The sequence below is a fragment of the Kribbella sp. NPDC059898 genome (assembly GCF_042730855.1).
Classification (GTDB): Bacteria; Actinomycetota; Actinomycetes; order Propionibacteriales; family Kribbellaceae; genus Kribbella.
In genome coordinates this window covers 276,341-297,072 of record NZ_JBHWKR010000012.1, presented here as the reverse complement: position 1 = coordinate 297,072, position 20,732 = coordinate 276,341, and the positions used below count along the sequence as shown (strand labels likewise).

General features: G+C 69.7%; 20 protein-coding genes. 8 read left to right on the top strand and 12 right to left on the bottom strand.

The annotated features are described in order from the left end of the window. Positions 1–55 precede the first annotated feature (55 nt). Entirely contained in the window at positions 56–865 is an 810-nt protein-coding gene (locus ACFV9C_RS32600) for a PIG-L deacetylase family protein (protein WP_380199472.1), read from the top strand. Here ACFV9C_RS32600 and ACFV9C_RS32595 read toward each other — a convergent pair. Together ACFV9C_RS32595 and ACFV9C_RS32590 are read right to left on the bottom strand one after the other, a co-directional pair. Next, a complete protein-coding gene (locus ACFV9C_RS32595) occupies positions 855–1,265 on the bottom strand; it encodes a DUF6069 family protein (protein WP_380199470.1) in 411 nt (136 codons plus the stop codon). The two genes, ACFV9C_RS32600 and ACFV9C_RS32595, sit on opposite strands and share 11 nt — an antisense overlap. 102 nt (positions 1,266–1,367) lie before the next feature. Further along, positions 1,368–1,781: a MarR family winged helix-turn-helix transcriptional regulator gene (locus ACFV9C_RS32590; RefSeq protein ID WP_380199468.1), complete on the bottom strand. Its 414-nt coding sequence runs from the start codon at positions 1,779–1,781 to the stop codon at positions 1,368–1,370. A 123-nt stretch (positions 1,782–1,904) separates the two neighbouring features. Between ACFV9C_RS32590 and ACFV9C_RS32585 the strand changes: the two genes are divergently transcribed. From ACFV9C_RS32585 to ACFV9C_RS32560, 6 genes are all read left to right on the top strand, one after another. Beyond that, the gene (locus ACFV9C_RS32585; RefSeq protein WP_380199466.1) at positions 1,905–2,840 is read left to right on the top strand and encodes a hypothetical protein; all 936 of its coding nucleotides are present in this window, start codon (positions 1,905–1,907) and stop codon (positions 2,838–2,840) included. Between the two features lie 98 nt (positions 2,841–2,938). Beyond that, the gene (locus ACFV9C_RS32580) at positions 2,939–4,183 is read left to right on the top strand and encodes a PucR family transcriptional regulator (RefSeq protein WP_380199464.1); all 1,245 of its coding nucleotides are present in this window, start codon (positions 2,939–2,941) and stop codon (positions 4,181–4,183) included. A 27-nt stretch (positions 4,184–4,210) separates the two neighbouring features. Then, positions 4,211–6,502, top strand: coding sequence for an FdhF/YdeP family oxidoreductase (locus ACFV9C_RS32575; RefSeq protein WP_380199462.1), 2,292 nt, complete (start codon positions 4,211–4,213; stop codon positions 6,500–6,502). Positions 6,503–6,646: 144 nt separating this feature from the next. Further along, positions 6,647–7,129, top strand: coding sequence for a CrcB family protein (locus tag ACFV9C_RS32570; protein WP_380199460.1), 483 nt, complete (start codon positions 6,647–6,649; stop codon positions 7,127–7,129). After that, a complete protein-coding gene (crcB, locus tag ACFV9C_RS32565) occupies positions 7,126–7,497 on the top strand; it encodes a fluoride efflux transporter CrcB (protein WP_380199458.1) in 372 nt (123 codons plus the stop codon). The genes ACFV9C_RS32570 and crcB overlap by 4 nt, the downstream gene beginning before the upstream one ends. Before the next feature lie 19 nt (positions 7,498–7,516). Further along, on the top strand, positions 7,517–7,855 hold the full coding sequence (locus ACFV9C_RS32560; RefSeq protein ID WP_380199456.1) for a hypothetical protein: 339 nt from the start codon (positions 7,517–7,519) through the stop codon (positions 7,853–7,855). On the opposite strand, the gene ACFV9C_RS32555 is transcribed toward ACFV9C_RS32560, so the two are convergent. Further along, positions 7,826–8,077, bottom strand: a complete 252-nt coding sequence (locus ACFV9C_RS32555) for a hypothetical protein (RefSeq protein ID WP_380199454.1) — start codon at positions 8,075–8,077, stop codon at positions 7,826–7,828. The genes ACFV9C_RS32560 and ACFV9C_RS32555 overlap by 30 nt on opposite strands. A gap of 210 nt (positions 8,078–8,287) precedes the next feature. Here ACFV9C_RS32555 and ACFV9C_RS32550 point away from each other — a divergent pair, with 210 nt between their 5' ends. Then, positions 8,288–9,055, top strand: coding sequence for an NPP1 family protein (locus ACFV9C_RS32550; protein WP_380199452.1), 768 nt, complete (start codon positions 8,288–8,290; stop codon positions 9,053–9,055). Here ACFV9C_RS32550 and ACFV9C_RS32545 read toward each other — a convergent pair whose 3' ends face one another. The 9 genes from ACFV9C_RS32545 to ACFV9C_RS32505 form a co-directional block, all read right to left on the bottom strand. Beyond that, complete coding sequence (locus ACFV9C_RS32545; protein ID WP_380199450.1) at positions 9,056–9,655, bottom strand: TetR/AcrR family transcriptional regulator; 600 nt, start codon at positions 9,653–9,655, stop codon at positions 9,056–9,058. Beyond that, positions 9,652–10,578: a GTP-binding protein LepA gene (locus ACFV9C_RS32540; RefSeq protein ID WP_380199445.1), complete on the bottom strand. Its 927-nt coding sequence runs from the start codon at positions 10,576–10,578 to the stop codon at positions 9,652–9,654. The genes ACFV9C_RS32545 and ACFV9C_RS32540 overlap by 4 nt, the downstream gene beginning before the upstream one ends. Before the next feature lie 105 nt (positions 10,579–10,683). Next, positions 10,684–13,137 carry a X2-like carbohydrate binding domain-containing protein gene (locus ACFV9C_RS32535; protein WP_380199443.1) on the bottom strand — a complete coding sequence of 818 codons (2,454 nt, stop codon included), beginning with the start codon at positions 13,135–13,137 and terminating at the stop codon, positions 10,684–10,686. 20 nt (positions 13,138–13,157) lie between these two features. After that, a complete protein-coding gene (locus ACFV9C_RS32530) occupies positions 13,158–14,753 on the bottom strand; it encodes a carboxylesterase/lipase family protein (protein ID WP_380199441.1) in 1,596 nt (531 codons plus the stop codon). Between the two features lie 89 nt (positions 14,754–14,842). Next, positions 14,843–16,165: a glucose-6-phosphate dehydrogenase gene (locus ACFV9C_RS32525; protein WP_380199439.1), complete on the bottom strand. Its 1,323-nt coding sequence runs from the start codon at positions 16,163–16,165 to the stop codon at positions 14,843–14,845. 38 nt (positions 16,166–16,203) lie between these two features. Next, positions 16,204–17,475, bottom strand: coding sequence for a hypothetical protein (locus tag ACFV9C_RS32520; protein WP_380199437.1), 1,272 nt, complete (start codon positions 17,473–17,475; stop codon positions 16,204–16,206). Positions 17,476–17,501: 26 nt separating this feature from the next. Beyond that, positions 17,502–19,532 (bottom strand): HelD family protein, encoded by a 2,031-nt coding sequence (locus ACFV9C_RS32515; protein WP_380199435.1) that lies wholly within the window; start codon positions 19,530–19,532, stop codon positions 17,502–17,504. A gap of 154 nt (positions 19,533–19,686) precedes the next feature. Further along, the gene (locus tag ACFV9C_RS32510) at positions 19,687–20,070 is read right to left on the bottom strand and encodes an immunity protein YezG family protein (protein WP_380199433.1); all 384 of its coding nucleotides are present in this window, start codon (positions 20,068–20,070) and stop codon (positions 19,687–19,689) included. Continuing rightward, a complete protein-coding gene (locus ACFV9C_RS32505; protein ID WP_380199431.1) occupies positions 20,067–20,723 on the bottom strand; it encodes a DNA/RNA non-specific endonuclease in 657 nt (218 codons plus the stop codon). Before ACFV9C_RS32505 ends, ACFV9C_RS32510 begins: the two co-directional genes overlap by 4 nt. Between the last annotated feature and the right edge of the window lie 9 nt (positions 20,724–20,732).

Here is a 20,732-nt window from a genome sequence, read left to right as displayed (position 1 = left end):
GAGAGGGTGCTGAGAGCCGCTGGCCAGAGGGCGTACGGCATGCCATGCTTCGAGCATGGCGGGGCCGTACACCCTGGTGGCTTTCCACGCGCACCCGGACGACGAGGCCTTGCTGATGGGCGGCACTCTCGCCCGGCTCGCCGCGGAAGGGCATCGCGTCGTACTCGCGGTCGCCACGGACGGTGAGGCAGGAGCGGCCGCTTCGTCGTACCGCTCAGGTCCGGGGCTGGCGTCGTACCGGCGCGACGAACTGGACCGGTCGGCGGCCGCGCTGGGGTGCGCGCGAGTGGTCCGGTTCGGTTTCAAGGACTCCGGGTCGTCGGCGCCGCCCGCGGACGGCGGCTTCAGTACGCTCCCCGCGGCGGAGGCGGCGCAGCCGTTGATCGAGCTGCTCCAGGAGGAGCGGGCCGACGCGCTGACGATCTACGACCCGGCCGGCGGCTACGGGCATCCCGATCACCGGCAGGTGTACACGGTCGGCACGTACGCGGCCGAGCAGGCCGGCACCCCGTTGGTGCTCGAGGCAACGATCGACCGGCGGCTGATCCGCCGGCTGATCCGGATCGTGACGGCGATCCCCGGCGTCCTGCCCGCGGTGTCGACGGCGGCGTACGACCACGCCTACTCCCCCAGTACGGCGATCACGCACCGGGTCGACGTTCGGCGGTACGCGCCGCAGAAGCGGGCGTCGTTCGAGGCGCACGCGAGTCAGGCGACCGCCGACGAAGGGGACCGCACGCTGGGCCTGCTGCTCAAGCTGCCGCGGTGGCTGTTCCGGTCGATGCTCGGCCGCGAGTGGTACGTCGAGCACGGCCGCACGCCCGGCGTACCGCTGGACGACCTGTTCGCCTCGCTCAAGCAGTAAGCCGATAGGCCGGCACGGCGACGGCCGTCACGACGACGTGCATCAGCATCAGGCCCGCGACCGCCGTGCCGGAGGTGTCCGGGATGAACTTGGTGGCCAGCAGCAACAGATCCGGGATCATCGACAGCACGAGCACCACCGGGACCACCACCTTGAGCGCGGCCGCGGACCGGCGGCGAACGGCCGTCCAGCCGACGTAGCCGGCCGCGGTCCCGATCAGTGTCAGCGGGACGAAGACCGGTGCCGTCAGCGGCGCGAAGCCGGCCTCGGCACCGAGCGCGATCGCGCCGCGGGCGACCAGGTAGTTCAGCCCGGCGGCCACCACCGCGGCGGCGAGCAGAACGGCGTACCGGCGGCGGCCGACCGCCACGGGCTGCCGCTGGACATCGATCGAAACCATCGGGCCACCTCCAGAATCGGTACGACTCTCGTACCAATTTGAGAGTAGCCGAGAGCCCGGACCAAGCACCAGGGGTTCCGCGAAATCAGTCCGACACTCGTACTATTGGCCGGCCAGCACCGCGGTCAGCAGCAGCCCGAGGGTGTCGCGTTCGGCGGGCGCCAGCACCTGCAGCATCCGCCGTACCTCGGTGCGCAGCCGGCGCTCGAACTCCTCAGCGACCTCGGCGCCGCGCTCGGTCGGGGTGACGACGAAGTTCCGCCGGTCGGTCTCGTCCGGCACCCGGGCGACCAGGCCGGCGGTCTCCATCCGGGCCACCACGCCGGTCATCGTCGACTTGGTCAGCCGCAGTTCCGCGCCGAGGCCGAGCATGTTCGTCGGCTGCCGGTGCAGGACGAACAGCAGCCGCGCCTGCTGCATGGTCAGCCCGAGGTCCGAGCTGATCCGCTCGTACTGCTCGGTGACCGCCGTCGACACCCTGATCAGGGCCGGCCCGGCCGCCAGTACTTTCGCCACCGTCGGACCCCTTCCAAAACCCGTCGAAGATGCCCAACGATAGCGGCAACTTTTCGGCCCGGTCCGGATTCCAATCCGGTACGACGGAGGCGGGGGCGCCTCCGCGTCAGGGGAGGAACCGCCATGATTCGCAAGACCGTAGGTCTCGCTTCCGCCGCCGTGCTCGCGCTGGGGATCGGCACGGCCGCGACGGCACAGGCACAGCAGTCCACGTCGGCCGGGCAGAGCGCCACCACTGCCGCCTGCGCGCTCCGGCTCGGATCGGTGACGTCCGCCGGGGCGTTCACCAGCCGGATGGTCAACGCCACCAGCCCGATCACGATCGGCGGCGTCCGGGGCACCGCCGGGGTGTTCGCGCCCAACCAGGTGCAGCACATCAGCACCTTCACGGGTACGCCGCTGCTCAGCACCCTGGAGGCCCGCTCCGGGCTGACCGTGCAGGCCGGCGCGCTGTACACGAACTCGTTCGTCGTCGACGGCCAGAGCCAGCTCGACCCGCACTACCCGAAGAACAACCTGCGCGTCGGCGGCGGCTGGGGGAACTATCGCTGGATCGAGCAGTCCGTCCTGCAGCCGGCGAACGCCGGCGACCCGGCGCGGGTGCTGCTGTACGGGCAGCGCACCGACGGCATCACGCAGCGCTGGGTGTCCGACGGCGGCAGCTGGCGGATCACCTCCGGCGTCGGCGGCCTGAGCACGGTCAAGGGCATCGCGCTGATCGGGCGCACCGCGACCACCGAGACGTTCCTGGCCAACACCCGGTCCGGCGCGCTGGTCACGGTGACCTGGCCGACGAAGTACCTCGCGGCGCCGACCAGCAAGGTCGTCCGCGGGTCCACCTGGCAGGGCTTCGAGCAGCTGATCGCGACCAAGTGCGGCACGAACGGCACGCTGCTGCTCGGCATCGACCGCGACACCAAGTCCGGCTACCTGTACGCCGTCGGCCACGCCAACGGCGGCAGCACCGCGATCCGGAGCCTGGGCAAGGTCCCGCTGACGTTCTCGGACCCGCAGTACTTCCGGATCGCCCCGAAGTACGACGTCCTGAACGGCGGCTGACCGCTCCGTACTACCAGGCACGCCGCCCTCCGGCATGACGTCCGGAGGGCGGCGTCGTTGGTGTTGGGGCATGATGTGAGGCCCCAGGGAGGCACTTGATGAGCAGTACGGGACTTGCGGCGCTCGCCCGCTGGGCGGACGCGCACCTGGACGACCTGACCGGCGAGACGTGTACGGCGATCCGCCGGAAGATCCCGTTCTACCGGGATTCCGGCGTCGTCACGGACGAGGAGATGCACCGGTCGGTCAAGGGGAACATCCGGGCCACGATCGGTGTGCTGCGTGCGCCGGACACGTCCCTCGACACCCGCCCCGCGCAGTACACCGGGCGGCGGCGCGCCGAGCAGGGCGTCCCGCTGCCCGAGGTGTTGCAGGGTTACCGCCTGGGCTTCGAGGTGCTGTGGGACCGGCTCGTCGCGCACGTCCGGCGCAGCTGGGAACCTGACGAGGCCGACGGCCTGCTGACCGCGGCCGGTGTCCTGTGGCGCTTGAGCGACGAGCAGTCCCTCGCCGCGACCGAGGAGTACCGCGCGACTACCGCCGCGATCCTGGTCGCCCAGCAGCATCAGCGGTCGGCGCTGGTCGAGGCGCTGTTGAGTGGTCAGCCCGGCCCGCAGGGCGGTCCGTGGGAGGCTGCCGCACTGCTCGGGTTCCCGCCGAACAGCCAGCTGATCGTGGTCGCCGCCGAGACCAAGGGCCTGGCCGAGGAGAGCCTGCCCGGGATCGAGCAGCAGCTCGCCGGGTACGGCGTCGTCTCTGGCTGGCGGCTGACACCGGCGCTGCAGCTCGGGCTGGTCTCGGTCCCGGACGATCCCGCACCGCTGCTCGCCCTGCTGCGGGATGCGGCGACGGCGCGGACCGGGATCAGTCCGCCGTACGACTCCCCCGCCGAGACCCCACGGGCGCTGCAGCTCGCGCGGACCGCGCTGGTCACGCTGCCGGTCGGGACGGCCGAGGTGCAGGTGTTCGACTCCAGCCCGCTGGCCGGGATGATGGCGATGGATCCGCGGGAGGGCCGGCGGATCGCGCAGCAGGTGTTCGGCCCGGTGCTGACGCTGCCGGCCGAGGACCGCGCCGTACTGCTGGACACCTTCGACGCGCACCTCGACCACGGCGGCTCCGCGGAGGCGGCCGGTGCCGCCCTGCACTGCCACCCGAACACGATCCGCTACCGCCTGCGCCGGCTCCAGGAGCTGACCGGCCGCTCGCTGACCGATCCGCGCCAGGCCTCCGAGCTCGCGGCCGCGGCGTACGCCGTCCGGCTGTTGCCGCTGACGACACCGGCTGTCGGTGTCGACAACCTCTCCGCGCCCGGCGACCGGCAGGTGCAGACTCGTCTCTAGACCCCTACGCAGAGGGAGCGGGAGACGATGAGCGACCAGGGCGGCGACGGACCGACGACCGAGGCGGAGTGGTCGCAGAAGGACTACCACCACCCGTCCGCGGGCTGGGGTGCGGCGATGTCGGTGGCCAAGGTGCTCGGCCGCGAGCACGCGATCACGTCCGGGCCGCGGGCGATGCTCCGGATGAACCACGAGAACGGCGGGTTCGACTGCCCCGGCTGCGCCTGGCCGGACGCGACCGACGGCCTCAAGCTCGACCTCTGCGAGAACGGCGTCAAGCACGTCGTCTGGGAGATGACCCCGAAGCGCGCCGGGCGCGAACTGTTCGCCGCGCACACCGTCACCGAACTGGAGAGCTGGACCGACTTCGCGCTCGAGGACGCCGGTCGGCTGACCGAGCCGATGGTGTACGACGCGACGACGGACCACTACGTACCGATCAGCTGGCAGGCCGCGTTCGACCTGATCGGCGCGGAACTGCAGGCGCTCGACTCCCCCGACCAGGCGGCGTTCTACACGTCCGGCCGGCTCAGCAACGAGGCGACGTTCCTCTACCAGCTGTTCGCCCGTGAGTACGGCACCAACAACCTGCCGGACTGCTCGAACATGTGCCACGAGGCCTCCGGCCGCGCGCTCCAGGCCGCCCTCGGGACCGGCAAGGGTACGGCGGACCTGAAGGACTGGGAGACCGCGGAGGCGATCTTCGTGCTCGGGGTCAACGCCGCCTCGAACGCGCCGCGGATGCTGACCGCGCTGTCCGACGCGTACCGGCGCGGCGCGCAGATCGTGCACATCAACCCGCTCGTCGAGGCCGCCGCCGGGCGGACGATCGTGCCGCACGAGTTCGTCGACATGGCGCTGAACAAGTCCACCCCGACCAGCACGCTGAACCTGCAGGTCCGGGTCGGCGGCGACCTGGCGCTGCTCCGCGGCATCGCGAAAGCCGTCCTCGAGGAGGCCGAGACCGATCGGAAGGCGCTCGACGAGGTGTTCCTCGAGCGGTACACGGACGGCTTCGCGGCGTACCGGAAGATCTGCGAGGAGACGGACTGGGCGGATCTCGTCGAGCAGTCCGGGCTGACCGAGGCGGACATCCGCCGCGCCGCGACGATCTACTCGCGGTCGCGGCGGACGCTGATCAGCTGGTGCCTCGGCGTCACCCAGCACGAGCACGGCGTCGACACCGTCCGGGAGATCGTCAACCTGCTGCTGCTCCGCGGCAACCTCGGCCGCGAAGGCGCCGGGCCGTCACCGGTCCGCGGGCACAGCAACGTCCAGGGCAACCGCACCTGCGGGATCGACCACCGGCCGAGTACGACGTTCCTCGACCGGCTGGCCGCCGCCTGCGAGATCGCCCCACCCCGGCACCACGGCCTGGACACGGTGAAGACGATCGCGGCGATGCGGAACGGATCGGTGCAGGTGTTCGTCGGGATGGGCGGCAACTTCGCGCTGGCGGCGCCGGACACGGCCGCGACCGCCGAGGGCCTGCGGGCGTGCGAGCTGACCGTCCACGTCAGCACCAAGCTGAACCGCAGCCACCTCGTGCACGGCCGGCAGGCGCTGATCCTGCCGTGCCTCGGCCGGACCGAGCTGGACGTCCAGGAGGCCGGCCCACAGTCGGTGTCGGTCGAGGACTCGATGAGCATGGTGCACCTGTCGACCGGCCGCAAACGGCCCGCGTCGCCGTCGCTGCTGTCCGAGCCCGCGATCGTCGCCGGGATCGCCCGGGCCACGCTGCCGGACACCCGGACCCCGTGGACGGCGTACGTCGAGGACTACGACCGGATCCGCGACATCATGGCGCGGGCGCTGGACGGGTTCGAGGACTTCAACCGGCGGGTCCGGCACCCACTCGGCTTCCGGCTCCGGCAGCCCGCCCGCGAACTCGTCTTCCTGACCGAGACCGGCCGCGCCGAGTTCTCCACCGCGGACCTGCCGGACCTGCGGCCCGCGGACGACGACGTACTGATCCTGCAGACCATGCGGTCGCACGACCAGTGGAACACCACGATCTACTCCGACAACGACCGGTACCGCGGCGTGAAGAACCTCCGCACGCTGATCCTGATGAACGCCGACGACATGCAGGCCCGGGGCCTCGGGCAGGGCGACCTGGTCGACATCACCGCCACCGCCCGCGACGGCTCCACCCGGGTGCTCCGCGAGTACCGCGCCCTCCGCTACGACATGCCCCGCGGGAACGCGGCCGGCTACATGCCGGAGATGAACGTGCTGATCGCCGCGAGCGACTACAGCACCCAGAGCGACCAGCCGCTGATGAAGAACATCCACGTCCGGGTCACCAGATCCACCTGAGATCGGTCTCCGTTATGCTGGAGGCCGATCGACCGGCGGTGGGGCTCGCCGGACCGAACTGTCGTCAGTCCGGCGGCCAACAGTCCCTACCTGTGAAACCTCTCGGCGTCGCGCCGGGAGGTCTGTGCTGGTAGGAGGCCTGTCTTGGAGCACCACCCGGTGAACCCGCTGCCGCGCGGCGCGGTCGACTCCGACGTCGACCTGAGGGTCGACGGCCGCGATCGCCGAGCGCACGACCCGGCGGTCCTCGGCGTGATCGCGGCCGGCGGCGCGCTCGGCGCCACCGCGCGGTACCTCATCGGCCTCGGCTGGCCGACGCCGGCGGGCGGGTTCCCCGTCAACACGCTGCTGATCAACATCGTGGGCTGCGGGCTGATCGGCATCCTGATGGTGCTGGTCACCGACGTCTTCACCCAGCAGCGGCTGGTCCGCCCGTTCCTCGGCACCGGGGTGCTCGGCGGGTTCACGACGTTCTCGACGTATGCCGTGGACATCCAGAAGCTTGTCACCGGGAGCCACGCCGGGACCGGGCTGCTGTACCTCGCCGCGACGATCGCCGGCGCGCTGCTCGCGGTCCGCTGCACGGTGAGCGCGACGCGGGCCCTGATCACCTGGAGGACCCGATGACCCGGCTCCTGCTGGTGATCGCCGGCGGCCTGATGGGGGCGCCGCTACGGTACGTCGCCGACCGCGCCGTCCAGGCCCGGCACGACTCGATGTTCCCGTGGGGCACGTTCAGCGTGAACGTGCTCGGCTCGCTCGTCCTCGGGTTCCTGGCCGGGGCGTCGAACGCGTTCCCGCAGGGCGTCCAACTGTTCGTCGGGACCGGCTTCTGCGGTGCGCTGACGACGTACTCGACGTTCTCGTACGAGACGATCCGGCTGTTCGAGGACCGGGCCCGGTTCCTCGCCGTCGCGAATGTGACCGCGAGCATCGTGGCCGGCCTGGGGAGCGTTTTCCTGGGCGCGGCGGTCAGTCAGGCGCTCTGGTCCTGAACGTGATGGACTTGAGCCTGTGACGGAACTGAGGGATCGCCGTGCAGCGCCGACGGTGATGCTCGACCGGTCGGAGTCCGCGCTCGGCATCGTCCTCGGCTCACGGTTCTACCGCTCCGCGTTCCTGTCGCTGCTGGTCGCCGGCATCGGGGTGTCGTCGGCGACTCCGCAGCTGACGCTGTTCCTGGTCCGCGAACTGCACACACCGCTGCCGGTGGCCGGCACCATCGGCGGCATCGGCGTGGCCGCTATCGGACTCCCCCACGTCTTCTTCGTCCCGGCCGGCCTGACTGCGCTCGCCGTGGCTGGGTTCGCCGTGCTCGGCGCGTCAGACGTGGGCCGAGAGCGCCGCCAGTAGAACGGACACCGCCACGCCGCCGAGGACGATCAGGGCAACGATCAGCAGCGGACTCTCGGCACGCGGCGGCGCCTGCTCGAGATTGTCCAGCCGCGACAGGTTCGGGCCCCAGCCGAACGGTGGCGGCGGATCCTCGGGCAGCGCGTGGCCGCCGTACGTCGGCATCGATCCGTCAGGCAGTGGCGGCGGCGGCTTGAACTCCGCCTGGTCGTCATCAGGCATCTGTGGTCCTCCCCACGGACACCGCCGCGGTCTCCCCACCGCGACAGGTGCCAGGGACCTACTGTGCAGCACGCGAACCGCTCTCGGCACCCTCTGGTTCCGGCTTTCACCGACCGTCAACCTGTAGCCACGTGACGTATAGGCGGAGGTGGCCTCGTCCTGTCATTCTCGGGTAGTTCCTTTCCGCCCTGAAATAAGTGAGGAGCATCCATGCCCCGACGAACGCTCGGCGTCGTCCTCGGCACCGCCGCCCTGATGATCACCTCCGCCGCGATGGCCTACGCCGAGCCACCGCACAACCTTCCGCAGAACGCCGACGGGTACGAGCAGTCGTTCTCGCCGGCCTACGACTACGACACCGACGGCTGCTACGCCACCCCGGCGATCGGCCCCGACGGCACGCTGAACCCGGGCCTGAACCCGACCGGCGCGCTGAACGGCAACTGCCGGGACCAGTCCGACCTCGACAACTCCCAGACCTACTCGCGGGAGAAGTGCAACAACGGCTGGTGCGCGATCGTGTACGCCAGCTACTTCGAGAAGGACCAGGCCCTGCCGGGCAGCAGCCTCGGCGGTCACCGGCACGACTGGGAACACGTGATCTCCTGTGTCAACCAGGCCACCAACCAGGTCGAGTACGTGACCACCACGCAGCACTCCAGCCAGGTCACCTACGCCCGCTCGCAGGTCCGCTTCGACGGCTCGCACCCGAAGGTCGTCTACCACAAGGACGGCGCCAGTACGCACTTCTTCCGGCTCGCGAACAGCAACGACGAACCGCCGGAGAACCACTACCACGACTGGCGCCACCCACCGCTCGTCGGCTGGAACGGCTATCCCAGTACGGCGTTGCGCGACACGCTGATGACCGCGGACTTCGGGTCCGCGACGATCAAGATCACCGACAAGGACGACCGGTTCCGCAACCTGCTGAACGCGTCCAAGCCGGCCGGGATCCCGTTCGACCCCTGGGCCTGATCAGCCTGGCGTGCTGGTCAGTGTCTCCACGATGAGGTCGATCATCGCCGCGTGTCGCTTGGTGGCGGGCTCGACCTGCCCGAGTGCGACCGTGTCCAGGAACACCCGGCTCACCACCAGTTCCGCCGCGGTGCGCACTCGGGCCCGATCCGCGACCACGTCGTCGGCTCCCGCCAGTACGTCGGCCACGGTCGCGGTCGCGTCCGCGAACATCTCGCCCGCCCGCGAGGCGATCTCCGGCCGGCCCTGCGCCTCCCGGAACACGATGATCCGGACCGCGCGGTCGTTCTCCAGCTCGGCCGCCATCGTCGCGACGATCGCCCGCAACCGCCGGCGTACCGTCCGCCCGCGCGCCGCGGACCGCAGGACCTCACTGGGCGCCGGCCGCTCGTGCACCACCGCGAGCAGCAGGTCGAGCTTGGTCGCGAAGTGGTAGAACACCAGCCCGGACGGTACGCCGGCCTCGGTCGCGATCCGCGCCGTCGACGTCGCGTCGTACCCGTGCTCCGCGAACAGCCGCTCGGCGGTCTCGATGATGACCTGCCGTTTGGTCGATCGCGTCCCGTCACGGGGACTGTGGTGGTGCGCGGATGCGGTCATGAGGGGTGCGGTGCGGGCCAGACCTCACCTTTGCGCTCGGCAGCGAGCACAGCAGCCCGCTTGAGGGACTTGAACACGTAGTCGGGGACGCGGAGACCCCGGCGATGTGCCCACAGCAGGTCGTGTTCGGCCCGCCCGACCTGCTCCGCGTACTTCCGCAGCTGCGCCTCGCCGCCCTCGCTCAACCTCAGCTTGTCCATCACGTCCCCGAACTGGGTGACCTGGAGCTTGTTGTAGGCGCCAGTCACTTCGAACGTACGCTTCCGCAGCCCGCGCGTCAGCCACTTCTGCCAACCCGACAGCTGGTCCCACAACTGCTGGGCGGCCATCTGGTAGTACGCGAAGTGGCCCGGCTCCTGCCGGCGGATCGGCGCGATCACCGTGGCGGCGATGGCCCGCTCGCCGAGCTCGGCCAGCCCGGTGTGCAGCTTGTTGTAGGCGAGTACGGCGGAACGCTCGGTGGCCAGCCCGGTCAGGTAGTAGAGCATCCGGCTGATGTCCTGCACCCCCGGAACCTTCCCGAGCGCACCGAGGAACTTGAGGCTGAACGAGACCTCGTCGAGGTTCGCCTCGTGCGGCTCGACGCCGAGCAGGTCCTGCAGCTTGTCGAGGATCTGCCCGTGCCGGGTCTCCTGCGGCATCCACACGTCGGCGTAGAAGTGCCGGTCGACCTCGGGTGGGTCGGGCAGCAGGATGTTCAGCTCCAGCACGTTCCGCTCGACCTCGAGCTCGACGCGGGTCATGTAGGCCAGCACCGGGCCGAACCGTTCGGCCAGCAGGTCCGGCTTCTGCATCGTGTAGTCGACACCGCCCAGCGGGATCGGCGGGTGCTCCTCGCCGAGCCGGTCGACGTGGTCGGCCAGCCGCGAGTCTTCCCGCCGGCGGCTTCGGCGGCGCGAGACGGTCAGATCACTCAAAGACACCCGTCAAGGTTAACAAGTTACTGACTGATCAGTCAGTCAGAGCACTGTGACTCAGGGAACAACCAGGGTCGACGGTGCCGACCCTGGTTGTTTCCCTGGCGGTGACTACTTTGCGAGCGTGTAGTGGATGGTGTCGTTGCGGAGGGTGTCGCCGTCGACCTTGACGATCTTCAGGGTGTGTTCGCCGTTCTTCAGGCCTGTGGTGGTGAAGACGGTTTGGTTTGTCAGGCGTACGTCGCCGTGCAAGTTGACCCGCTGGACGAGCTTGCCGTCGACGTACACGTCGGCGCTGCCCTGGTCCGGTGCGAGCGCCGTACTCCAATCGACACCCGTTCCGGTGAAGGTGAAGTTGACGGCGGCGCCGTTGTCCTTCGTGGCGTGGATGTCGTCGCGGTAGTCGCCGCGGAACCGTACGTCGAGAGCGGCGTTCCCGACCGGCAGTGTCGCGAGGTACGCCTCGCTGATCGTGACGACGTTCCCGTTGACCGTGTAGTCGGTGCCCTTCACGAGGTCCTTGCCGGCGTACGCGATGCCGTCCAGCTCACCCGGATCCCGTCCGAGCGTCACGTTCACGTCGGCCGGTGCGTTCTTGTCGAACGCCGCGGTGTCCGGGTTGAGCAGGCTCTCCTGCCGGATGTTGAGCTTGTCCAGCAGCATGAACTGACCGGACTTCTTCACGCCCCGGATCGTGTGGCTGCCGTTCGGCAGGTCCGAGACGCTGTACACGACCTGCTGCGGCTTGTTGTGCCCCTGCGACGGATCCAGGTACGTACTCACGGTCTGCTTGAGCTCGCCGTCGATGTAGATGTCGACGTCACCCTGCCCCGGATCGGTCTCGGTCACGTAGTCCACGCCCGTACCCACGAACTGGTACGAGAACGAGTCGCCGTTCGTCTCCGTCCACTGCACGTCGTCCTGGTAGTCACCGAGCCCGCGCCCGGAGCTGTAGTTCCAGTTGCCGGTGTAGACGATGCCGGAGTCGTTGTTGTTGACCTGCACGGTCCGGGTCGGCAGGTCGAGCGCCTTCGCGGCGGTCTTCGATGACGAGTCCGTCACCCCGACGGTCAGCGCCTGCGACACGGCCGGTACTTCGTAGTTGTTGTTCCGCTGCCACGCGCCGTCGTACGCGACCCGGAGGTCGTCGTCGTTCACGCTGATCGTGGAGTTCTTCTGCGGCGTGACCTTGAACAGCCGCGCGCCGTGGATCGGTACACCCTTTGCCGTGTAGCTCGACGCGAACGTGCCGACGTCCTTGCGGGCCCACAGGTCGCGGACCTTCGCGGCGCCGTTCAGGCCGAGGTCGCCGAAGTTCACCGTCATGTCGGAGTCGGTCTGGCCGAGGTTGAACAGGGCAACGGTGTACGAGCTGTCCGCGTTCAGCGCGAACCACACCTGCCGGTTGGACTTCGTCGACACCGGGTGCGCCGGCCGCCCGGCCTGGTCGACCGCGATCACCTCGGGGTTGGTCAGCAGGCTGAGGCCGTACGAGTCCAGGTTGGTCATGTCGTTGCCGATGTACATCGGCGCCGCGGACACCGCCCACAACGTCGCCGCCGTACGGCGTTCGTCCTTGGTCATACCGTCCATCGAGCCGTTGCCGACGTCGAGCGAGTCGAGGTCGTTCCAGCCGCCGGGGCCGGCGTGCCGCCACCATTCGGCGAGCTTCGGGAACAGCCGGTTGATGTTCGGCCAGGCGGTCAGCGCCGTACCCGTGCAGTAGCACTCGACGTCCCAGTCGATCCGCCAGCCGTTCGCGTACTGCTTCCAGGTGTCGGCGTAGTTGATGTCGAGCGCCCAGGACAGCTCGAGCCAGATGTTGTGCCGCTGCAGCGCCTGCGACCACGCCTTCACGTCGTCCCGCGCGTCCACCGACAGGTCGCTGATCCCGGAGCCCGGCGTCACGCTGTCGAACTTGAGGAAGTCCAGGCCCCAGGAGCCGAACAGGTCCGCGATCGAGTCGACGTACTTCTGCGCGCACGGCTTCGAGAAGTCGAGCCGGTAGCCGATCCCCCAGTAGTCCGCCTTCTGCAGCGGCTGCACCGGCAGGTCGGCGGTGGTGCACTCGGGCGCGCCGTAGATCGGCAGCTTGGCGTCGATCACGGCCTTGCTGACGCCCGGGATCGCGTATAGGCCGACCTTCTGGCCGTTCGCGTGGATGTGGTCGAAGACGGCCTGCAGGCCGTTCGGGTAGAGCTTCTTGCTCGGCGTCGGCCGGCCGTACGCGTCGATGCCGTCGTTCCAGCCGGCGTCGATGTTGAGGTAGTTGTACCCGTACGGCTGCAGCTTCGCGTGCATCGCGTCGGACTGCTTGATCAGCTGGTCGGCGGTGATCCAGCTGCCGCCGTTCGGGTTGAAGACCTGCATGCTGTAGCTGCTCCAGCCCATGTAGGGCTTGGCGGCCTTGTCCCCCGCCGGGCCGGAGAGGACTTGGGTGGTGGTGGTCGCGGCGGTCGGCGCGGGAGCTGCTGTCGAGGTACTGAAACCTGCGGGCAGCAGCCCCGCGACCGCGAGCCCGGCGACCGCGACTCGTAACGCCTTGCCCCGAACGGATCTGGTCATGGCGGTGATCTTCTGGCTACTTACTTAACCTTGTCAAGATTCTGTGCGAAAGTGGTGCAGTGATGACGCTCGACGAAGTCCGTCGAGACGGTCGGCGCCGGGAGCTGGAAGGACTTGGTGACGTGGTTGCGCCCGTAGGCCGGCCAGGGGTTGCCGGTTGCGGCGAACTTCACCCAGTCGGCACGCATCGTGTCGGCCAGCTTGGTCTGCTGCGCGTTGAGCGGCTGCGGGAAGGGCGCGTTGGGAAGGTCGAAGAGGTACCACATCTCGGAGCCGTGGGTCGCCACCTGGATGGCGCCGGCGGGGGCGAACAGGAACGGCGCGGTGTCGTCGTTGAACTCGTACGAGCGAGCGTTCGTCCAGTTGTCGACCTGCTCCGCGCCGCAGGCGAAGGTGGCGTCACCGATCAGCGTGCCGAACGCCTTGTCGGGCGATGAGAACGCGTTGAGGGGGTAGGTCTGGGCGATCGCTGCGGCTCGGGTGGGGGTGGTACGGAGGGCGGTGGCGATGTTCTGTTCGTAGTTCTCCGGGGTGACCGGGGTGGTGTAGGGGAGGTTGTAGCCGCGGCTCACGACGTGACCGCCGAGGGTGAAGAGGGCTTCCTCGTCGTGGTTGCTGCCGTTGAGGATCGGGACGTGGTTGAAGCGGCCGGCCGCCAGTGCGGTGCCGATGGATTCCTTCAGGACGGCGCCGTCGACGTACCCGGGGATCAGGTTGTCGAGGTTGTCCACCAGGGTCTGGACCGGGACCTTGCGGAGACAGTCGGCGGACTGGTCCGCGCAGCCGACCTTGGTGGCGAAGTCCTTGCCGAAGGCCTCTGCCTTGGCGTGTGATTCCTGTTCGAGGGCGAAGGCTCCGCTCTCGACGATCGCCTTCTGGAACAGGCCTTTCGAGCTGCGCGAGGTCACGTGGGCGAGGACGGACAGACCGCCCGCGGACTCACCGGCGATCGTGACGTTGTGCGGGTCGCCGCCGAACTGGCCGATGTTCCGCTGCACCCAGCGGAGGGCCGCCTGCTGGTCCATCAGTCCGTAGTTGCCGGTGGCTCCGCTGGGGCGCGAGGCGAGCGCGGGGTGGGCGAGGAAGCCGAGGGCGCCGAGCCGGTAGTTGATCGTCACGACGACCGCACCGGCCTTCGCGAGCTTCGTACCGTCGTAGTTCGATCCGCTGTCCGCGGTGAGGCCGCCGCCGTGGATCCAGACGATGACCGGGCGTTTGGCCGGCGTGTGGAGGGCGGCTGTCGAGACGTTGAGGTACAGGCAGTCCTCGCTGAGCGTGCCCGGCGGGGCGATACCTGGTGCTTGCGGGCAGCCGGGCGCGTACGTCGTCGCGTCCCGGACACCACGCCAGCTCGCAGGAGCTTGCGGTGCCCGCCAGCGCAGGTTTCCGGTAGGCGCCGCCGCATAAGGAATCCCCCGGAACGCGGCGGTCCCGTCAACAGCAAGCCCCCGAAGCGCGCCGTTCCCAACAGCCACCACTGGTGAACCAGTAGCCGCGGTGGTGGTGGGGGTGACATCTGCGGCAGCCGTGAGGCTGACACCGCCTGCCACGGCGGCCAGGGCCGCGGTGGTTGCGGCGAACGCGACGCGTGTACGTCGTGAGAGGACGGTTCTCATGTGGTTCTACCTCGTGGTGGAGAGTGAATGTTGTTGCTCTCACTCTCCGGCCGGAGGGAGGACCGTCGCGCCAGGGTAAGTCCCTGGTGTCACCAGTGGGTCGGGCCGTCCGAGCCGGGCTCGTACTCCTCCAGCGGGGCCTCGCCGCTGCGCCAGGCGTCCAGCACCGGCTCGACGATCTCCCAGCAACGCTCCGCGACATCACCGCGGACCGACAGCAGCGGATCACCCCGCAGGATCCCGTTCAGGACTTCGCCGTACGGCAGCACCGGGGACGTCGGCAGTGTCGCGTCCAGGAACACCTGACCCATCGTGTACGGCCCGTCCACACCCAGCGCGGGCACCGACAGCGACAACTCCCCCGGGTTCAGCCCGATCCGCAGCGTCTCGCCGTCGCGCCCGCCGTGCAACCCGGACGGCAGGTGCCGCAGCGGCTTGAACTTGACGACGATCTCCTTTCGCGCCGCCCCGAGCGCCTTCCCGGAACGCAGCGTGATCGGCACCCCGGCCCACCGGTTCGTGTCCACCTCGACCGTCACCTCGGCGAGCGTCTCGGTCTCCCGTGCCGCATCAACCCCGGCCTCCTCGGCATACCCGGCGTACCGCGCCCGCCGGCTGGCGTCCAGCACCGGCCCGTCCAGATGCGTACTCCGCAGCGCCCGCGCCATCTCGCTCCGCACCTCGACGGCGTCCATCGTCGCCGGAGCATCCATCGCGAGCAGCGCGAGCACGAGCAGCAGATGACTCTGGATCATGTCCACGAGCGCACCGGCGTTGTCGTAGTACTGCGCCCGGCCTTCGAGCCCGAGCGTCTCGTCGTACACGATCTCGATGCTCTCGATGTGCTCCGCGTTCCACACCGGCTCGAACAACCGGTTCGCGAACCGCAGCCCGATCAGGTTCAGCACCGCGGTACGACCCAGGAAGTGGTCGACCCGGTGCACGTTCTCCTCCGGGACGAGCGTGCCGACCAGCTTGTTCAGCTCGGCCGCGGACGCGGCGTCGGTCCCGAACGGCTTCTCGAACGCGAGCTCCGTCCCCTCGGGCAGCTCGATCCCCTGCAACGTCTCCACGATCGCGGTCGTCACCGCGGGCGGCAGCGAGAAGTACAGCACCGGCGCCGGTCCGGCCAGCTCCAGCAGCGCCCGCAGGTGCGCCGGATCCGTCGGGTCGCCGGCGACGTACCGCGTGGTCGCCAGCGTCTCGGCGGCGGCCGGGCTCAGGTCCTGGCCGAACGCGGCCCGCACCCGCCCGGTCCACTCCTCCGGAGCGAGCGGCGACCGGCCGGTGCCGATGATCCGCACACTCGTGGCGCGCGGACCGGCGAGCAGACTGCCCAGACCGGGCAGCAGCAGCCGCGAGCTCAGGTCACCGCTGGCGCCGAAGATGACGACGGTTCGTTGATTCAACACGGTGGAATCCAACCATGGCCGGAGCAACCGCATTCCCGCTATCCGACCGGCGAGCTGTCCAGTGCCGGGTACGGCGTGTCCGCGAGCCCGAGGTTGCGCCAAACGAACCGCGGCACCCGGCCGAGGAACCCGCGCAGGTACGCCGAGCAGTGCGCGATCGCCGGCTGGCTGTGCTCCCCCGGCGAGAACCAGACCCAGTCCTGCACGATCTCGAACGGCCGGCCCTGCGCTGCCATCAGGTACTCCATCTGCCGCGGATGGATCACGTCGTAGGCGTACTTCCGGTCCTGCGCGAAGATCGCGAACTGCTTGTTGAACGCCTCGCTCTCGAACTCGATCCCCCGGCTCAGCCCCTTCCGCCCGACGGTCAGCGGCGGCATCCGGACCGGCAGCTGGAACCCGAGCACCGGCTCGGAGTGGTGCTCGGTGACGGTCCGGGTCTGCGTGTTGCCGTTGCTGTCGGTGTACGACTCCGTCCGGGTCGTCGTCCAGTGGTGCTCGAACGCGACGAACGGCGGCCCGTCGCCGTCCCGGCCCCGTACGGCGTTCTCGGTGCGATGGTTCGACCCGCCGCGCTGGACCGGCGCGACCTGCAGCAGGCTGTCGTCGACGCCGACCCAGTACCACTCCGGATGGTGGTAGAACCTCAGCCGCTGCTCGGGCTCCGGCTGGACCCAGTGGTCGAGCGGCGTACTGTCGATCGCCGTCGCGGCCGCGCCGAGCTGCTCCAGCCACGGCACGAGCCGGTCGAGATCCTTCCGCGGCGGATCCAGTACGACGAGCTGGTCGCCGTCGATGCTCAGGTTCACCCCGGGCTGTCCCGCGGCCAGCGCGGTCAGCTGCTGGCACAGCTGCGGCGTCACCGCCTCCTGCGCGAACGCCGGGTCCATCGTGCCGACCTGCCACCCCGGTCCGAGCTGCACCGGCGCGGGCGCCGCCTGCGCGAGCACGCCGTACCGCGGGGTGGTCTCGCCGCCGGTGATCCACAGCTCCGGCAGCCGCCGCGTCAGCGTCACCATGCCGACCCAGCCAGACCAGTACGACGACTTGTACTCGATCACCTGGAACGACCGGCCGCTCGGGGTCACGCCGGTGATCTGGTCGTCCGGCTTGCGGTCGAAGCCGAGGCCGAACGGCGGGTTGCCGAGCCGCGCCACCGAGTCCCAGGTCGGGGTGTTCACGAAGTTCCACCCGCGCGCCCGGATCGACTTGATGTACGCCTGCCGGCGGACCAGCGCGACGATCCCCCAGACCACGCCGGCCACGACGAGCACGACCGCGATGACCGCGAGTACGACCAAGAAGCTCATCTCCGGACCATAGCGTCGGGTGAGGCTCAGGCCAGCACTTCCGGGAGCGGGTCGGCGTGCACGATCTGGAGACGGCTGACCGCACGGGTGAGTACGACGTACAGCCGGTGCAGGCCGCGCGGCTCGGCCGCTACGATGTGCGCCGGCTCGGCCACCACGACCGCGTCGAACTCCAGACCCTTCGCCAGCGTCGCCGGTACGCAGACCAGCCGGACCGTGTCGATCTCGTCCTCGGTCTCGCCGAGCAGCGCGGCCTCCAGCCCGGCCGCGGTCAGCGCGTCCCGCAGTACGGCGATCTGGTCGTCCGCGGCGATCAGCGCCACCGAGCCCTCGCCGGCCAGCGCGGTCCGGCACTCGGCGACCACCTGGTCGGCGTACGACGACGCCGCGGCCGGCACGATGCTCAACGCGTCCGCGACCGTCCGGACGCCGGTCGGGGTGCTGAGCGTCGGCGCGATCGCGGGCAGCAGCTTCGCGGCGAAGTTGATGATCTGCTCCGGCACCCGGAACCCGCGGTCGAGCTCGGCGACGACGCCGTCGTTCTTGCCGAGATGCCCGAGCACCTGGTCCCACGGCCCGGCGGCCCACGCCGTCGTCGCCTGGGCGAGGTCGCCGAGCACGGTCGCGGATCCGCTCCGGCAGCGGCGACCAAGCGCCCGCAGCTGCATCGCCGACAGGTCCTGCGCCTCGTCCAGCACCAAGTGCCCGAGCGATCCGGTCCGGCGTTCGATCAGGTCCTCGAGCTCGTCCAGCAGCACGGTGTCCGCGAACGACCACTTCGCCGACTTCCACGAGCGGGCCGGCTTCGGCCAGAGCAGCGCCGTACGCTCCTCGTCGGTCAGGTCCGGCGCGGCCGCGGCCAGGAACTCCGGGTCCGCGAACAGCCGGTGCAGGATCTGCTCGGGGACGACCCGCGGCCAGACCGCGTCCAGCACGTCCTTCACCGGCTTCGAGCGGGCCACCGCGTTCTGCACCCGGTCGTCCGGGGACTCGGCGCGCTCCTCCATCCGGACCAGCACGACGTGCGCGATCCGCTGCGCGAGCGCGTTCCGCCCGGGCGCGTACCGGGTCGACTCACGCAGGTCCGACACGATGTCCACGACCTCGTAGTCGTGCACGCGATACCGCCGGGATCCCTTGCTGTACAGGACTCCCTCGGTCGGCGTACCGACGTACGACCAGAGCGCGCGCCGCAGTACGTCGGCCATCCGGGCATCGCCCTTCAGTGCCTCGGCGGCCGGCTCGTCGGTCGCGCCCGCGGGCCGCGTCAGCAGCTCGTCGATCGTGATCTGCCGTACGTCGACCTCGCCCAGCGCCGGCAGGACCTTGCGGATGTACGACAGGAACGACTTGTTCGGGCCGACGATCACGACACCACCCCGGCCGAGCCGTTCGCGCTCGGTGTAGAGCAGGTACGCGACGCGGTGCAGGCCGACCGCGGTCTTGCCGGTGCCGGGCGCGCCCTGGACGCAGACGCTCGGGTGCAGCGGCGCGCGGACCAGGTCGTCCTGCTCGGGCTGGATGGTGGCGACGATGTCGCGCATCGGGCCGGTGCGCGGACGCTCGATCTCGGCGCGCAGGAACGCGTCCGCCTGGTCGACCTCGACCTCCGCGGCGGTCAGCGACTCGTCCTCGAATCCGGTCAGGTCCGCATGGTCGGAAAAACCGTACCGGCGGCGCATCTGCACCTGCTGCCGGTCGGTCGGGGTGGCGCGGTAGAACGGCACCGACACCGGTGCCCGCCAGTCGATCACCAGCGGTACGCCGGTGCCGTCGTGGACGTGCCGGCGGCCGATGTAGATCTGGTCGTGCCCTTCGATCGTGCCGCGCTCGTAGTCGAGCCGGCCGAAGAACAGCGGAACGTCGGGCAGGTCCAGGAGCGCGTGGGTCCGCATCTCCTTGGCCCGCTGGTTGGCCTCGTTGGTGAAGCGCTCGTCGTTGTCCTCGCCGCCGATGATCTGGACCTCGCGGTCCACGACCTCGGCATACATCGAGCGCAGTGCGGTGCGTGCGGCGGACAGGTAGGCGCGTTCGGTCGCTAACTCAGGTTCGACCATCGGAGAAGAGCCTCGAATCGTGAGCTGGGTCCCGCCCCGGAGCAGATCCATCCGGTTCGATTCGATCCCGAAAAGACAGACCGGCGACGTTACCAGCACCCCACGACGGCTGCCACCCAATTAACCCCAACCACCGCCCCGCCGGAGCAGCGGATCAGCTACGCATCCAGCTCGGGATGTTCTCCCGGTCCCGGGGGAACACGGACAGGTCGTCCTGGTAGATGCGTTCGTCCACCTGGATCGACCAGTCCGGGCGTTCGTCGTACTGGAAGTCGGTTGCGAAATGGCCGTCCGACGTGATGGTCAGCTGAGCGGTCAGCCACGTGCCTTTGTCCGGGCGGTACATCTCCCGCCGCAGCTCCTCGAAGTGGTCCTCGAGTCCCTCCGGCAGCACCTCGACCTGCGACCCGTCCACGTCCGCGTCCAGTTCGGCGTACGACGACGTCGCCCGGTAGACGGCGCTCACCTGGCGCCATCCGGCCGGCAGCTGCGCGACCAGCGCGCGGGCGATCGTGTCGATGACGCCGATCTCACTCATCCGGCTCCCTTGGCCGCAGGTTTGGTCTCCCTGAAGATACTCCGGGGCGACCGTCTCCCCTCGTGCCGCGACACGACGGTGCGGCTGGACGGGCGGCGCGTCGTACCGTTCGGATGCTTCACGTCGATCGCGGCGTGCACCTGGACGCCGGCGGCGCGCATCGCCTGCCAGCTCTCCTCCATCCGGCGCCAGTTGTCGGTGACGCCCTTCACCGCCTGGTTCTGGTTCCGCGACTGGGCGGTGATGTTGATCGACTCGCCGGGCCCGTCGAACGCCGTACCGAACAGGTGCCCGCCGTCGTCGGTCTTCTGCCGGTCGGGCTTGCCGGCGTCGCGCTGCGCGTCCAGGTTGCGGCGGTCCTCGTTGTCCTTGGAGGGCAGGAATCCGAGCCAGCCCTCGGCGTGCGTCACCCGGCCCTGCTCGTCGGTGACGTACAGGTAGCGGTCGTCGACGACGTACACCGACGACGGCTCCGGGTCCATCAGGTGCGGGTTCCAGTCGTCGCCGTGGCCGGACTTCTCCTGGTGCACCGGCAGGCCGGCGTACCTGTCCGGCACCACCGGCGGCTCGTCCGGGCCGTAACCGACGACGCGGACGTCGACCGGATCGGCGGGTTGCTCGATCCGGGCCGACGCCCGCGTGCGCTGTGGCATGCAGAGTTT